Source organism: Anaerotignum sp. (assembly GCF_017483025.1).
GTDB lineage: Bacteria > Bacillota > Clostridia > Lachnospirales > Anaerotignaceae > Anaerotignum_A.
Window position 1 is genome coordinate 1 of sequence record NZ_JAFUMA010000089.1, and the last position, 15,338, is coordinate 15,338.

Annotated in this window: 16 protein-coding genes; 1 reads left to right on the forward strand and 15 read right to left on the reverse strand. The window is 47.5% G+C overall.

Annotation, left to right across the window (positions count from 1 at the left end):
- Nucleotides 1-108: 108 nt before the first annotated feature.
- Nucleotides 109-312 (forward strand): 50S ribosomal protein L28, encoded by a 204-nt coding sequence (rpmB, locus tag IJ369_RS07665; RefSeq protein ID WP_290717809.1) that lies wholly within the window; start codon nt 109-111, stop codon nt 310-312.
- A 74-nt stretch (nt 313-386) separates the two neighbouring features.
- Here rpmB and IJ369_RS07670 read toward each other — a convergent pair whose 3' ends face one another.
- From IJ369_RS07670 to IJ369_RS07740, 15 genes are all read right to left on the reverse strand, one after another.
- A complete protein-coding gene (locus tag IJ369_RS07670) occupies nt 387-557 on the reverse strand; it encodes a hypothetical protein (protein ID WP_290717811.1) in 171 nt (56 codons plus the stop codon).
- A 79-nt stretch (nt 558-636) separates the two neighbouring features.
- Complete coding sequence (locus IJ369_RS07675) at nt 637-1,275, reverse strand: thiamine diphosphokinase (RefSeq protein ID WP_290717813.1); 639 nt, start codon at nt 1,273-1,275, stop codon at nt 637-639.
- Nucleotides 1,276-1,277: 2 nt separating this feature from the next.
- The gene (gene rpe / locus IJ369_RS07680) at nt 1,278-1,943 is read right to left on the reverse strand and encodes a ribulose-phosphate 3-epimerase (protein WP_290717815.1); all 666 of its coding nucleotides are present in this window, start codon (nt 1,941-1,943) and stop codon (nt 1,278-1,280) included.
- Nucleotide 1,944: 1 nt separating this feature from the next.
- The gene (gene rsgA / locus IJ369_RS07685) at nt 1,945-2,826 is read right to left on the reverse strand and encodes a ribosome small subunit-dependent GTPase A (protein WP_330612975.1); all 882 of its coding nucleotides are present in this window, start codon (nt 2,824-2,826) and stop codon (nt 1,945-1,947) included.
- Nucleotides 2,827-2,835: 9 nt separating this feature from the next.
- On the reverse strand, nt 2,836-5,202 hold the full coding sequence (locus tag IJ369_RS07690; RefSeq protein ID WP_290717817.1) for a protein kinase domain-containing protein: 2,367 nt from the start codon (nt 5,200-5,202) through the stop codon (nt 2,836-2,838).
- 18 nt (nt 5,203-5,220) lie between these two features.
- Complete coding sequence (locus IJ369_RS07695) at nt 5,221-5,952, reverse strand: Stp1/IreP family PP2C-type Ser/Thr phosphatase (RefSeq protein ID WP_290717819.1); 732 nt, start codon at nt 5,950-5,952, stop codon at nt 5,221-5,223.
- Nucleotides 5,953-5,988: 36 nt separating this feature from the next.
- Complete coding sequence (gene rlmN, locus IJ369_RS07700) at nt 5,989-7,041, reverse strand: 23S rRNA (adenine(2503)-C(2))-methyltransferase RlmN (protein ID WP_290717821.1); 1,053 nt, start codon at nt 7,039-7,041, stop codon at nt 5,989-5,991.
- Nucleotides 7,042-7,044: 3 nt separating this feature from the next.
- Nucleotides 7,045-8,397, reverse strand: a complete 1,353-nt coding sequence (gene rsmB, locus IJ369_RS07705) for a 16S rRNA (cytosine(967)-C(5))-methyltransferase RsmB (RefSeq protein ID WP_290717823.1) — start codon at nt 8,395-8,397, stop codon at nt 7,045-7,047.
- Nucleotides 8,398-8,570: 173 nt separating this feature from the next.
- On the reverse strand, nt 8,571-9,281 hold the full coding sequence (locus tag IJ369_RS07710) for a zinc metallopeptidase (RefSeq protein ID WP_290717825.1): 711 nt from the start codon (nt 9,279-9,281) through the stop codon (nt 8,571-8,573).
- A 17-nt stretch (nt 9,282-9,298) separates the two neighbouring features.
- Nucleotides 9,299-10,228, reverse strand: a complete 930-nt coding sequence (gene fmt / locus IJ369_RS07715; RefSeq protein WP_290717827.1) for a methionyl-tRNA formyltransferase — start codon at nt 10,226-10,228, stop codon at nt 9,299-9,301.
- A gap of 12 nt (nt 10,229-10,240) precedes the next feature.
- Nucleotides 10,241-10,693 carry a peptide deformylase gene (gene def, locus IJ369_RS07720; RefSeq protein ID WP_290717828.1) on the reverse strand — a complete coding sequence of 151 codons (453 nt, stop codon included), beginning with the start codon at nt 10,691-10,693 and terminating at the stop codon, nt 10,241-10,243.
- 101 nt (nt 10,694-10,794) lie between these two features.
- Nucleotides 10,795-13,239: a primosomal protein N' gene (priA, locus tag IJ369_RS07725; RefSeq protein ID WP_290717830.1), complete on the reverse strand. Its 2,445-nt coding sequence runs from the start codon at nt 13,237-13,239 to the stop codon at nt 10,795-10,797.
- Between the two features lie 59 nt (nt 13,240-13,298).
- Nucleotides 13,299-13,649 carry a DNA-directed RNA polymerase subunit omega gene (gene rpoZ / locus IJ369_RS07730; protein ID WP_290717832.1) on the reverse strand — a complete coding sequence of 117 codons (351 nt, stop codon included), beginning with the start codon at nt 13,647-13,649 and terminating at the stop codon, nt 13,299-13,301.
- Between the two features lie 2 nt (nt 13,650-13,651).
- A complete protein-coding gene (gmk, locus tag IJ369_RS07735; protein WP_290717834.1) occupies nt 13,652-14,260 on the reverse strand; it encodes a guanylate kinase in 609 nt (202 codons plus the stop codon).
- 22 nt (nt 14,261-14,282) lie between these two features.
- Nucleotides 14,283-15,170 (reverse strand): YicC/YloC family endoribonuclease, encoded by an 888-nt coding sequence (locus IJ369_RS07740; protein WP_290717836.1) that lies wholly within the window; start codon nt 15,168-15,170, stop codon nt 14,283-14,285.
- Nucleotides 15,171-15,338 lie beyond the last annotated feature (168 nt).

Below are 15,338 nucleotides of genomic sequence, written 5' to 3' on the forward strand. Positions count from 1 at the left end.
GAAAAAAAATCCGAAAATTCGAATGATTTATCTTGCAAAACGTTGACTTTTCTGCTAGAATATCTTTGTTATGTCACATAGGCTTTGAGATTAAGGAGGTGCAGACAAATGGCTAAATGTGCAATTTGTGAAAAAGGCCAGATTACAGGTCATAGAATCAGTATCGAACGTTCCCAGGTATCTAGACGTGCGAATAGAAAATGGAAACCCAACGTAAAGAAAGTAAAAATCGTTGAAGACAACGGTAACATCAAATCTATTTACGTTTGCACAAGATGCATGCGTTCCAACAAAATCACACGTGCAATCTAATTCCAAACGAATGACAAAAGCCATTCTTTTCTCATGAAAAGAACGGCTTTTTTTCGTTTTACGGATTATTTGATTCAGCATCTTCTATGCTGGCTGATGAGCCAGATACCCACTCCGATCAGCAACGCCCCGATCAAAAATACACATTTGGGAATCAGACATGCCAGAAACATGCCCACACCAATGGCAATCAACACCACCCCGCCCAGCCATTTGATCGGCGCGCCGTTGCATCTTCTGCGCATCCCGACACCCCCTTTCTTTATTCCTATGCAGAAAAGTGTATTTTGTTCAATCAAAAAAGAGTCCTTTCGGACTCTTTTTTTAATCTTTTGACTGAATAACAAAGAGATATCCTTCACTGATATCAATCGTCGCCATTTCCTCTGCCAGCACATTGCTGACCGCAATATAGTCGCCATCCAGCGTTAAAGTCGCATCTGTCAGAGGATAGGAAAATCCCTTCAGGGTGATGCCCTTCACTTCCATAGAAAGGGGAATGGTAGAAACCAGATCGCCCACCTTGCCTTCCACCGTCAGGTGCTTATCAATGACTTCCACGCAGTTCTTATCATCCACCAGACGGGCTCTCACACCCTTTTTCAGCAACGAAAGCAGATAATGGGCATTGGCCAGGGTATGATCAAATCTGTCGCCAATACCGCCAAAAAGCACCAGCTCTGTTGCACCTAATTCCAGCGCCAGAAAGATACCCAGTTCCATATCTGTTTCGTCTTTTCTTGTGGGGAACTGACGAATGGGGATATTCTTTGCCTTATAATATTCCAGGATTTCAGGACTGGTGGAATCGAAATCCCCCACGATATAATCCGGGTCAATGCCCAGCGCTTTCGCATGGCGCATGCCTGCATCGCAGCAGATGACTGCATCCGCCCCGTCCATATAGTTCTCACAGAAACCGTAATCATTGATCTTGGCTCCTGCAAAAATGATCACTTTCATCGTTATTCATACTCCTTGAAAACTTCCATGAAGTTCTTCGCTGCCGCTGCAATATCATCTTTACCGAATACGGCAGAACCGGCAACAATTACTGTTGCGCCGGCATCCAGCACCTCTCGCACGTTGTCGATGGTGATGCCGCCGTCTACTTCGATATCGTAATGCAGACCCATTTCCTTTTTCCACTGTGCCAGCTGTCTGATCTTGGAAAGCTGACTATCCATGAATCTCTGACCCCCGAAACCGGGTTCTACTGTCATAACCATGATCACATCAACCACCTTCAGGTAAGGCAGAACTGTTTCCACAGGCGTTCTGGGGTTCAGTGTGATACCTGCCTTGCATCCTGTTGCCTTGATCTGATGGAGGACTTCCATGGGATATTTTGTTGCTTCCACATGGATGGTGATGATATCCGCACCGGCTTTATGGAAATCTTCGATGTATTTTTCAGGTTCCACGATCATCAGATGTGCATCGAAAACCATGTTGCTGTATTTTCTCACGCTTTTGATCACAGGAATACCAAAGGAAATATTTGGAACGAATACGCCGTCCATGACATCCAGATGGATATAGGGTGTACCTGCGTCTTCGATCAGTTTCAGCTGTTCCGCTACTTTGCCAAAATCGATGGAAAGCATGGAAGGGGAAAGTTTGATGCTCATTTTAAAATCTCCTCTCTTCTTCTTCCTTAAGTTCGTTATATATGGTCACATATCTGTCGTATCTCATCTGCGCAATCACTTCGCCGATCTCCGCCTTTACGGCGCAATCGGGCTCATTGATATGGATGCAGCCATTGTAATAGCATTTATGCACGAAGGGTGCAAATTCACGGAAATGATACTGCAGCTTTTCCGAAGGGATATGAGTCAGGAAAAGGGATGTGAACCCGGGAGAGTCCACGATATAACTCTTATCCGTGATCTGGATCAGTTCCGCATGGCGGGTCGTATGCTTGCCGCGCTGAATCTTTTCGCTGATCTCCCCAGTATTCAGTTCCAAACCGGGGAATGCCGCATTGATCAAACTGCTCTTGCCCACCCCGGAGGGGCCTGCAAATACAGAAATCTTATTTTCCAATGCATGGCGCAACTCTTCAATGCCCATGCCTTTTTCCGCACTGGTGCAAATGACAGGATAACCTGCATTACGATACATTTCCGCCGCTTCCAGATATCTTTCTTTTTTATCCTTGTCGATTTTATTGATCACGATCACGATATCCAGTTCCTGTTCTTCCGCAAGAAGCAGGAAGCGGTCCAGCAAGTCCAGGTTCATATTAGGGCTTTTCGCCGCAAATACGATGACTGCCTGATCTACATTAGATACACGGGGCCGGATCAGTTCATTTCTTCGGGGCAAAATTTCATCCAGACTGCCCTTCTTATTTTCCTCATCCAACACAGAAATACGCACCGCATCCCCGACCGTAGGTCGGATACCTTCCTTTCGGAAGATACCCCTTGCCCGGCATTCGTAAACGCCGTTTTCTGTATCGATATAATAAAAACCGCCAATTCCTTTTAAAATTACGCCTTCCAGCATTTTTTCACCTTATTCTGCAAAATTTACACTCTGAGACCACTGCTGTACATTGTCGATATAGCATGTCACAGAACCACTGCCCTTACCTGTAACTGCTACGCTGTAAGGGAATTCGGAAGCATCGCGATATTCATCCACAATGGGATACATACCGTCTGCATCATTTTTCACCACACGCACATATACGGAACCACTGGTGCCGGAGGGTGCATTGATGGTGAAATATTTCGTGCCAGTACCCTGATTTGTATTAGAAGAGGGCGTAGATGTATCCGTATTCTGGCCTGCGCCTGTGCTTACCACCAGGTTCACAACGCTGCCTGCAGGCACTTCAGAATCAGCAGACAATGTCTGTGTCATAACACGGCCTTCCGCCACACGATCGCTGGCTGCATAGGATACGTTGCCAACCACCAGACCAACTGCCTCCAGAGAAGCTCTTGCGCTGCTTTCTGTTTCATTTACTACATTAGGCACCACTACATCACCGCTGGCAGCATCGCCCTTGCTGACCTTCAGCACGATACGGCTCTTGGCTGTGATAGCTTCGCCCGCTGCGGGTTCCTGTTCAATAACTTCCATTTCATCGGCTTCGGGATCGTTCACATATTCAATCTTCACCACATCGCCAACCAGGCGCATGATGGCTTCTACGGCATCGTTTTCATCCTTGCCCACAACATCAGGCATTTCTTCCTCCGTCAGGCCCAGGCTGACTTTTACGCCGATCTTTGTGCCTTCGCCGATCATGGTGCCTTCACTGACGGACTGATAGATGATACAGCCTGTATCATAGAAGCTGCTGTAATCTTCCCCTTCTTCCACCAGAATGATACCCATTTCCTCTGCAGCCTTCACTGCATCTTCATAGGGCACACCGATGAACATAGGTGTTTCGATATTTTTTTCGCTGGCAATGAAGCCGCCAAAGCCGCCGCCCATGAATTTGATGCCCACTGCAGAAATGATGCCGATCAGCACCAGAGCCGTGATCACAGCCGCAATGATGACCTTACGCTCTGCTTTTCTGTCCTGTTCATTGTCATAATCATCTTCTGTTCTGGGGTTTCTGCGCACCCTTTCCGGGCGTCTGCTTGTTTTCACGGGAGCAGATTCTACATACTCGTTTTCATAATCATCCTCTTTGGAAATCTGCGTCATTTTCAGCTTTTTGCTGTATTTTTCAAAGCCAACCAAAGGTGTATAAACATCGCCATCATCCTCTGCAGTTTCTTTTTCCGCTTCTTTGGCTTCCTGCACTTCTTCCGCAGGCTCTGCCTTCTGCCCCGCACGAATCATTTCCAGTTCTTTGGGGTCTGCAGGTTTTGTTTCCTGAGGCGTTTCCACTGCCGCCTGGGCCGCTTTTTCCGCTTCTGCCCTTTCCTGGGCTTCTCTCAGTCTAGCTGCCGCTTCCGCCCTTCTGGACATGCGTACGCCTGCACCTGCTGCTGCAGCTGCCCCCGCTGTGGCTGCTGCGCCGGCTGCAACGCCTGCCGCTTCCACTTCCTTCTTTTCTGCAGATTCACGGGACACCTTTGCTGCCCCCGTGATATCTGCTCTGGCGCGGATCAGATCTGCCAGCAGCAAATCAATGCTTGCATAGCGTTCATCGGCTTTTTTCATGGTCGCTTTCTTGATGATGCCTTCCAGAGAACGTGTGCAGTTTGGATTATACTGACGGATATCAGGCAATTCATCATTGATATGCATCAGGGCAATGCTTACGGAGTTGTTGCCCTGGAAAGGCAAAACCCCTGTGATCATTTCAAACATAGTGATACCCAGAGAATAGATATCGCTCTTTTCATCCACATAGCCACCTCTTGCCTGTTCAGGGGAGAAATAATGGACAGAACCGGCTGCATTGGCTGTTGTCGTCATTGTGGATGCCGTAGCCGCTCTGGCGATGCCAAAGTCTGTTACCTTTACTACGCCATCTGTCCCCACCAGAATATTCTGGGGCTTGATGTCTCTATGTACGATATGGGCTTTGTGGGCCTGACTCAATGCAGAAGCGATCTGGATCGCCACATTGATGGTAGAACGGGAATCGAAAGGCGCCTTTTCCTTGATCGCCTTTTTCAGGGTATCCCCATGGATATATTCATTTACGATATAGTTAATGTCGCCATCCTCGCCTACGTCATAGGCTCTTACAATATTGGGATGGGACAGTCTCGCCGCGGAACAGGCTTCAGAGCGGAAACGTTCGATGAATTCTTCATCGCCGATGAATTCCTCGCGCAGAACCTTCACTGTTACATAACGATCCAGTTTTTTGTCTCTGCCTCTGTAAACAACTGCCATGCCGCCGGAACCGATCTTCTCTATGATTTCGTATCTGCCGCTCAGGACAGTACCCGGATTCAATAACATCAGTATTTAACCTCCTACTTATATCTCAACCAAAATCAGGGAAATATTATCATGCCCACCATGTTTATTGGCTTCTTCCACCAAAATCGCTGCTTTTCTGTCTAAAGTGGTGCGTTTATTCAAAATTTTCGCCATTTCTTCATCCTTCAGCATACCGGAAAGGCCATCTGTGCAAAGCAGGACGATATCGCCTTTTTTCACAGGATGGATGGCCGTATCTGTTTCTACAGTATTTTTGATGCCGATGGCGCGGGTGATCACATTTCTCTTGGGGTGGGTCGCCGCTTCTTCCTTTGTAATGTTGCCCATCTTCACCAATTCCATTACGTAAGAATGGTCTGTTGTCAGAGGGATCATCTCTTTTTTGCGGAAAAGATAGGCTCTGCTGTCCCCCACATGGGCCACATACACCTTATCTTCTCTTACCGCCGCTGCAACGATGGTCGTCCCCATTTCTGCAAATTCCCTTGCGGAATTAGATTTATTGTATACTTCCTGATTGGCAGCCGCCATAGCTCCCGTCATCAGATCCAGCACGTCTTCGCTGTCTGCATGCTGCATTTCCTTCCAGAAATGGACCAGGAATGCTTCGATAGCGCTGCTGCTGGCAACTTCGCCGGCATTACAGCCGCCCATCCCATCGGCTACCAGATATAGATTTTCTGCGGGGTCTTCCCCTGCCGAAATATAATATGCATCTTCATTGTTTTTGCGGCATTTTCCAATGTCGCTCATCCCAACTGCTTTCAACGCTGCTCCACCTCCTTGGCAAACGTTTTCAATTCTTTACTCTTCTGTCTTTTGTTCGTTTTTCATATGGCTCCGCCTCAGCTGACCGCAGGCTGCGTCGATGTCGCTGCCCAGCTTACGTCTGACGGTCGTTTCCACGCCGTTTTCATTCAGGATGGAAGCAAAACGCTTCACCCTCTCGGCGGTACTTTTTACATAATTTCTTTCCTTTACGTCATTGACAGGGATCAGATTGATATGACAAAGCATATCTCTCAGTTTCTTTACCAGCTCCCACGCATGCTCATCGCCGTCGTTTACCCCGTGAATAAGGGCATATTCGAAGGTGATGCGGCGTTTTGTCTTGTCCGCATAATCGCGGCACGCCTGCAGCAATCTATCCATGCTGTAGACCTTTGCGATGGGCATGGTCTGTGTGCGGATGCCGTCATTTGGCGCATGCAGGGAAACTGCCAGTGTGATCTGCAGATCTTCCTCCGCCAGATCGTAGATTTTTTCCACCAGACCGCAGGTGGAAAGGGTGATATGTCTCTGGCCCATATTCTGACCCTTGGGATCATTGATGAGACGCAGGAATTTCACAACGTTATCATAGTTATCCAGAGGCTCACCGCTGCCCATCAGCACCGTGCCGTGGACTCTTTCGCCGCAGTCCTTCTGGATGGCATAAATCTGGGAAAGCATTTCCCCCGCTGTCAGGCCACGTTCCACGCCGTCCAAAGTGGATGCGCAGAATTTGCAGCCCATGCGGCAACCAACCTGTGTGGAAATGCAGACCGTATTGCCATGTTCATATTTCATCAATACGCTTTCGATGATGGCACCATCAGAAAGTGCAAAGAGATATTTTCTTGTTCCATCGATTTGGGAGACCAGTTTGCGAACCATCTCCACGCCGTTGATAGACGCTGTTTCAGAAAGTTTTTCTCTCAGCCCCTTGGAAAGGTTCGTCATTTCTTCGAAGCTGTCCACCTGTTTGGCATGGAGCCAGTCGAAAATCTGCTTTGCACGGAATTTAGGCTCGCCCAATTCCTTCAGCAGGTCTTCCAGTTCATTTATATTCATGGATTTGATATCAATTTTTTCCATATCTTAATCCTTTCTTCTCATTCTGGAAATGAAGAAACCGTCTGTTCCTGTTTTATGGGGCAGCAAGGTGATATAGCCTTTTTTCGCTGTATCCACCTTCCAATCTGCAGGCAGGAAATCTGTGATATCCTCCGCTTCAAATTCGGGGTGGTTTTTCAGGAACCATTCCAGATTTTTTTCATTTTCCTTGCGGCACAGGGTACAGGTGCTATACACCAGAACGCCGCCGGGTTTCACATAGCCTGCCGCATTTTCGAGAATTTCTCTCTGGATACCTGTCAGGCTATCAATTTCGTTACCGTCTTTTTTCAGGCGGATATCAGGCTTCTTGCGCATCAGCCCCAGTCCGGAGCAGGGCGCATCCACCAGCACACGGTCAAACAATTCATGTTCTTCCTCTTTTTCCGCCGCATCCTTTACTTTGCATTCCATCATGCTGATGCCGAGACGTTCCGCCCCTTCCTCCATCAGTTCGATTTTATGCTCATATATATCACAGGAAACCAAAGTTCCTGCATTTTCCATTTTTTCTGCCGTTGTAAAGCTTTTGCCGCCGGGGGCAGCACACATATCCATGATGCTTTCGCCCTTCTGGGGATCAAGGATTTTTACCGCCAGCTGAGAGCTTTCATCCTGCACATGAAACAACCCCTTCTGGAAGGCTTCCAGTCTGCTCAGGTCTGCTGTTTTTGTCAGGTGCAGGGCATTCTCGGAAACCTTGCCATCCCTTACTTCCACGCCTGCTTTTTCCAGCATCTCTTTCAATTCTGCCTTGTTTGTTTTCAGGGTATTCACACGAATGGTCACATCAGGGGACTGATTATCGAAAGCACAGATTTTTTCTGCTTCTTCATAGCCATAATATGCCACCCACATTTTCACCAGCCACAGGGGATGGGAATAGGCAACAGAAAGATATTCCGCAGTGCCTTTTTCCGGCAGGGGAATTTCATTTTTCTTTTTCGCCGCTGTACGCAAAACGCCGTTGACGAAACCCTTCAGGGAAGCATAACCTCTCACTCCTGCCAGTTTCACCGCTTCGTTACATGCCGCAGAATCAGGCACATCCATGAAATACATCTGATACACCGCAGAACGCATTACCGCCAGCAGCCAGGGCTTCATCTTTTCCGTTTTTGTTTTGGAAAAAGTATTCAGCACGTGGTCGATGTAGATGAGGTTACGCAAAGTACCATTTACGATCTCCGTTACAAAGGCTCTGTCCTGTCTGGGCATAGCACCATTCTGGCGTAGCAGCCTTCTCAATGTCATATTATTATAGGCTTCTTCCGTCATGATTTCCATGAGGGCTTCCGCCGCGATTTCTCTGGGATTGATCTGGATCATTTTTTCCATTCCTTCCGTCCAAGTCATTCTATCTCAACATAATATTATACGACAAAAAGCGCCTTCCTTCAATATTTTCAACCTTTTTTCCCCATTTTCCACCAAAAAAATCTTACATTAAATGCCTTTCTATAAAAACACCAAAAGGCCAACCCTCTTTCGAAGGTTAGCCTTTCATTTTCTTAATCGTCTCTTCTGCCGAAGATAGCGATCAATCTCAAAAGCTGTGCCACTGCCGCAAATGCCGCCGCAACATAGGTCATTGCCGCCGCACTCAGCACCTTTTTTGCACCGCCAATCTCATCGCTGTCCAGGAAGCCATCATCCACCAGCAGACGAATCGCTCTGCTGGAAGCGTTGAATTCCACAGGTAGTGTGATGATCGTAAACGCTACAGACAAAGAGAAGAACAGGATACCCAGTGTCACCAGTGTGCTGCCGCCGCCGCTGAACATAAACCCAATGATGATCAGAGGGATCGCCAGCTTAGAGCCAAAGTTTGCCAGAGGCACGAAAAAGCTTCTCAATGCCAGTGGTGCATAGCCCACATCATGCTGGATGGCATGACCTGTTTCATGGGCCGCAACGCCCAGCGCCGCTACAGATGTACTATCATATACACTCTGAGACAGTCTCAGCGTTTTTGTTCTGGGGTCGTAATGGTCTGTCAGGTTACCTGCCACACGCTGTACGCTGACATCATAAATGCCTGCATTCTGCAGCATCTGTGTCGCCACCTGCGCGCCGGTAAAACCTGCTCTGTTTCTTACTCTGGAATATTTATTGAATGTGCTGGATACCTTTGTCTGCGCCACCATAGAGAAGATGAACGCGATGATCACCAGGATATACCAGGGATCCATGCCGTATCCATAACCATAGCCGTAATACATAATTGGTTCCTCCTATCTTATTGGAACAGGACGCCCGTATTCATTGCATGGCCGCGCAGATATGCATCTGCCGCCATTTTCTTCCCGCCGCGGGCCTGCACTTCCTTGATGCGCAGGATACCGTCGCCGCATTTCACCGCAAAGTCTTTCTTTGTTACTTCCACGATTTCCCCATATGCAGCATCGGGATAGTCTTTTGCTTCCGCTTCTGCCCAGAACATCTTCAGAGGTTCTTCCTCGAAAATCGCATATGCACCGTGACCGGGATACATCCCTCTCATCAGGTCAATGATCTGCTGACCTTTCATGCTCCAGTCGATATGGCCTGTTTCCTTATGGATCATTGGTGCATGGGTCGCCAGCGCGTCATCCTGAGGAATTCTTTCGATGGTGCCCGCTTCCAGCCCATCTATGGTTTCCAGCAAGAGCTGTGCCCCTGCTTCTGCCATTTTGTCATGCAGATCTTCGAAATTATCTGTAGGCAGAATTTCCACTTCTGTTTTCAGCAGCATATCGCCTGTGTCCATGCCTTTCGCCATGAACATGGTTGTGATACCTGTTACCTTTTTGCCGTCAATAATGGCACGCTGCATGGGCGCTGCGCCTCTGTATTCGGGCAGCAGAGAGCCATGTACGTTGATACAGCCATATTTAGGCATATTCAAAATATCTTCAGGCAGCAGCTGACCAAAAGCTGTTACCGCGATCAGATCTGCGCCATAGCTGCGCAGTTTTTCGATCATTTCAGGTTCTCTCACCTTGATGGGCTGCAGCACTTCGATGCCATGTTCCAGCGCCAGTTCCTTTACAGGCGTAAACTGCATTTTTTTACCTCTGCCCTTAGGTTTGTCGGGCTGTGTCACAACCGCAACAACCTCATGCTTTGTCAGCAGAGCTTTCAGAGAATACACCGCAAAATCGGGTGTGCCCATAAAAATCACTTTCATCGGATTTCCTCCTTATGCTTCTTCCACGGGCAGAGCCTTGTCGATATACAGGATACCATCCAGGTGGTCGATTTCATGGCACAGAGCACGTGCCATCAGCTCTTCCCCTTCGATGATGAATTCGTTGCCATCTCTGTCCATGGCTTTCACCTTTACGTAGTTGGGTCTTTCCACGGGTGCATATTTGCCGGGAACGCTCAGGCAGCCTTCATCATCGATCTGAGAACCGCTTGTTTCCAGAATTTCGGGGTTGATCAGTTCTACCAGACCTTCGCCGATATCGATGACTACCACTCTTTTCAGGATACCCACCTGAGGTGCCGCCAGACCAACGCCGTTTGCTTCATACATGGTATCAGCCATATCATCCAGCAATGTCAGCAGGTTAGGTGTGATTTCTTTCACGGGTTTGCAAATTTTTCTCAGCACTTCATCTGTACTGATGCGAATATTACGAATTGCCATGTTCCTTCCTCCTATACTATCTCCAAAATTTGAACAAATTCAAAATTCCTTCTTAAAAATATCTTAAAATACAATATAAAATTATATCATAAATTCCGTTTTTATACAATATTGACGGGATTCAGAGAAACCTGATATCTCACGTCCGATTTTCTGTCCTTCTTCATGCTTTCCACCACAGGAAGCACCAGTTCCCGCAGAGCCTCTTCCTCTGCCGCCTTTATGATGAGCTGCCAGCGATATTCCCCACGGAATTTCGCCAATGCCGCGGGTACAGGCCCTAAAATTGTGGCAATGCCTTCGCCGTCCGCCTTTGCCAGTTTCACCGCCAGTTTCTGCGCCGCAACTTCCACAGCATTCTTTTCTTCCCCAACGATGAGAATACTGAAAAACGCCGAGAACGGAGGATACCCCATCATCTGCCGCATCAGGATCTCCTCTTCAAAAAAGCCTTTAAAGTCCTGATCAGCCGCATGTTTCACAGCATAATGCTCCGGCTGATACGTCTGAATGAAAACGCGACCGCGGTCATCTCTTCTGCCTGCGCGTCCCGCCGCCTGTGTCATCAGGCGGAAGCCTGTTTCGGAAGCCGTATAACTATCCACATTCAGGGATAAATCCGCCGCCATGATGCCCACCAGCGTCACGTTAGGGTAATCATGCCCCTTGGCGATCATCTGGGTACCGATCAGGATATCGGCTTCGCCTTTGCCAAAGGCTTCCAGTATTTTTTCGTGGCTGTGCTTCGTCATGGTCGTATCTAAATCCATACGCAGGATACGAGCCTCAGGGAACAGCTTTCTTGCTTCTTCTTCGATTTTCTGCGTACCTGTCCCAAAATAACGGATATATTTTGAACCACACTCCGGACAAACCTTCGGAATATCCGCCCTTCTGCCGCAATAATGGCAGACCAGTGCGTTTTCCTTCGCATGATAGGTATATGTGATATCACATTCCGGGCAGGTCATCACATGTCCGCAGCTGCGGCAGGAAACGAAGGTCGCATAGCCCCTGCGGTTCAGGAAAAGCATCGTCTGCTCGCCTTTTCGCAGATTTTCTCGGATAGCTTTCTGCAATTCTCTGCTGAAAGCAGAACGATTGCCCTCCGCCAGTTCTTTTCGCATATCTGTCACAAAAACTTCGGGCAGTGTACCGCCGCCAGTTCGTTCGTTCAATTCCAGAAGGAGGTATTCTCCCTCTTTTGCCCGATGATAACTTACCAGATCGGGCGTTGCCGTCCCCATCAGGAACAGGCAGTTATATTTCTTCGCCGCCTCCGCCGCTACATCCCTGGTATCATATTTGGGTGTAATATCGGAAACATAGCTGTTTTCGTGGGCTTCATCCATGATGATGGCCCCTACATTCTGGAAAGGCATAAACAGCGCCGAACGGGGGCCAATGATGACAGAAATTTCTCCGTCTCTCGCTTTTTTCCATTGGTCAACCCTCTCACCCATGGAAAGGCGGCTGTGAGTCACGCTGACCGCATCGCCAAAGCGGGAAATGAAACGTTCCAGAATCAGCGGCGTCAGAGCGATCTCCGGCACCAGAACGATAGCCTGCTGCCCCTTCGCCAGCACATCAGCAATGATCTGCATATAAATTTCCGTCTTTCCGCTGCCTGTTATCCCATGAAGCAGTACAGGTCGTTTTTCTTCTTTTGCCATTTCCGCACGGATGGCAGCCAGTGCGTCTGCCTGTTCCGCTGTAGGTGCAAAGGCTTTTGTCTTTTCGTAGTCTTCGGCATCGAAAACATTTCTCAATTCGGTCTGTTTTCTTTCCTTCAAAATCCCTTTACACAACAACGTCTTAATGGGGGATTCCGTGATGCCAAACTTTTCTTTCAGCTCCTCTGCTGTGGCCTCTTCTCCATTTCGCAGATATTCCAGGATCAAACGCTGCCCTTCCAGCCGTTTATCCTTCTCCGCTTTTTTCCATGCCGCTTCCAGCAAAGGATGCTCCATATCCAGCGAATACAATTTTTTCTCTTTTTTGTATTCACTGCGGCGAAGCTGCTGTTTTATCTCCAGCAAGCCTTTTTCTTCCATCCTACGCAGAAAATCCAAGATTCTCCCGCTGAACTCTGCCTGAATTTCATCCAAAGGGACATTCTTTCGCTCCCCGATATAATCCACCAGAAGCTTTTCCTTCGGCGTCAGTTTTGTTTCACCAGCGAACACTTTCAGGTTTACGGCCCAACTGCTTTTCGTGCGGATTCCCGCAGGCATGATGGCCTGCAGACACTGATTCAGCGTACAGAAATATCTGCTCCGCATCCATTCCGCCAATTCCAGCAATTCAGGTGTAAAGGTCGGTTTCCCTTCATCCAGCATTTCGAGGATATTTTTGATCTTATCCTCAGGTACGTCTGTTTCTTCTGAGAGAGAAATGACATATCCTTCCTCTTTCTTGTTTCTGCTGCCAAAAGGCACGATCACGCGAACACCCTGACGGACTTTCATCCCCTCAGGTACGCCATAATCAAACATCTTATCCATCTGCGGATTATTCAGCCCCACGATAACTTTTGCATACATCATTTCTCACCTCCTTTTTGTACTCTGTATAAAAATAGCCCGTGGATACGGGCTGATTTTTCTTATACTTCTTCGATTTCGTCATCCAGCAGCGCCTTGCGATATGCAGGATGCAGCTGTTCGTCTGCTTCTTCTGCCATGCTTTCGAAGTCAACTTCTGCCAGTGTCACTTCTTTATCTTCCACAATGGGCTGACCCTGACGGATTTTCAGTTTGCCTTCATGGATTTCATGAACAGCGATGGAAACGGGTTTGTCTACTTCCACTTTATCGATCATGGGATCAGCATGATCCACCAGCTGTCTTGCTCTTTTTGCCGCCGCAATAACGATGGTATATCTGCTGCCGATGGTGATATCTTCAGCGTCCTGTGTGATTACATCCAGGATATCGGAATAAGAAGGTCTCAACATTTTTACATCTCTCCTTTAAAAATTTTTTTGATATTTTTATTTCTGCTGCATTTCATTTTTTCTGCTTCCACGATGGTCAGAATGTCTTCTGTGGCCTGATCTACCGTTTCATTGATGACCAGATAATCATATTCATCCACCAGTTCCATTTCTTCCAGCGCACGGCGCAGGCGCATATTGATGGTATCCTTATCCTCTGTGCCGCGATTTGTCAGGCGATTGCCCAGTTCTTCCAGATTAGGGGGAACCATGAACACCAGCACGCCTTCAGGATAAATTTTCTTTACCTGCAGTGCGCCCTGTACTTCGATTTCCAGAATGACATTATTCCCTGCCATCAGCTGCTCTGTTACATATTTTCTGGGTGTGCCATAATAGTTCCCGCAAAATTCTGCCCATTCCAGCAGCTCCTTACGGTCTCTCATCTGTTCGAATTCTTCTCTTGTGTGGAAGAAATAATGCACCCCGTTTTCTTCATAGTCTCTGGGTTTTCTTGTCGTTGCAGAAATGGAAAGAGAAAAATCATCCTTTTTGCAAAGACGTTCTACGATGGTCCCTTTGCCGGAACCGGAAGGGCCAGAGATGATCAATAAAATACCCTGTTTTTTCAATTCTTACATCCCCTTCTCGTTGTTACTCGAGATTTTGGATTTGTTCCCTAATCTTCTCGATTTCACTCTTCAGTTCGATAGTCGCTTTCACGATCTGGATATCATTTGCCTTGGAAGCAATCGTGTTGGATTCTCTGTTCATTTCCTGGATCAGGAAATCCAGTTTTCTGCCAACCTGACCGCCGCCTTCCAGAATATCCTTCAGCTGCACCAGATGGCTTTCCAGTCTGGTCACTTCTTCATCCACACAGCCTCTGTCTGCAAAAACTGCCACTTCTGTTGCGATTCTCTGAGGATCTACATCCACGCCGCCCAAGAGGTCTTTCAGTCTGTTGTTCAGCTTTTCCTGATACTCCACAACCACCAGAGGAGAGCGTTCTTTGACTTCTGCCACCAGAGTTTTAATTCTTTCGCCCTTCAGCAGGATGTCCCTTTTCAGGTTTTCGCCTTCCACAGTTCTCATGGCTACGAATTTTTCCACTGCTTCATCCAGAGCAGGAGCCAGAGCTTCCCAGATGACCGCTTCTTCCTGCTGCGCCTTTTCCACTGTGATGATATCAGGGAATTTTGCCGCCAATTCCAGTTTGCTGCCGTCTTTCAGGCCAAATTTTTCTTCCAGCAGGTTCAGTTTTTCGATATATGCCGCTGCCAGTGTTTCGTTCAGTTTTACTTCCACATCGGCTGCGGAAAATGTTTCAAAGCTGATGTAAACATCGGTCTTGCCGCGGAATACATCACGCATGATTCTTTTTTTGATCTTATCTTCCAGACTTGCCAGAGAACGGGGCAGTTTGATGGTCATATCGTTGTAACGATGGTTCACAGATTTCATTTCCACCGTGAATTTACGTTCCTCTGCGATATGCTCACCGCGTCCATAGCCGGTCATGCTTCTTACGCTTGCACTCATGTTTCTATTCCTTTCTTTCTTGCACGTTCAAAAATCGTTGTTCCATTATACATACCCGTCTGTAAAATAGCAAGGAAAATCTCAAATTGTATACACCAATTTTAATTTTATTTTAATCTTTCGACTATTTATGTATCTCAGACAAAACAGATGCAAAAACAGCTATAA